The organism is Peribacillus sp. SIMBA_075, assembly GCF_046534585.1.
In genome coordinates this window covers 1-358 of the sequence record NZ_JAWRYN010000223.1, presented here as the reverse complement: position 1 = coordinate 358, position 358 = coordinate 1, and the positions used below count along the sequence as shown (strand labels likewise).

Genomic DNA, 358 nt, shown 5'->3' with positions numbered 1-358 from the left:
ATTTAAGTTTAATTATAGTAAAAAAAACTAGTAATTCAAATAGAATTAATGATTCGAAAATTGATCTTTGAAAACTGCATATCATTTGAGGGAGCTGTTAGTATGTTGAAACGATCGTATCAAACGTTACTCATTGCTATGAGTATGCTTCTAATTGTCTTAAGTTTTGTATTTCCACTTACTAAGGCAAGTGCTGAAGTTATCAATCGTGAGAAGTACGAAATGGATTGGAGTTTTAGTCCCATGTATGGGAAAAACCTACGGACAGAATTGTTGAAGAATACGAATGGGCAAATTGCGTATTGCTTAACGTATGGAAAATTAAGTCCAAACGGTAATGATCTTCCGGAAATGGGGC

At 33.8% G+C, this 358-nt stretch carries 1 pseudogene; it reads left to right on the top strand.

The window, feature by feature from the left end:
- Positions 1-102 precede the first annotated feature (102 nt).
- Positions 103-358 (top strand): annotated as a pseudogene (locus SB775_RS27965) (adhesin); the annotation flags it as partial.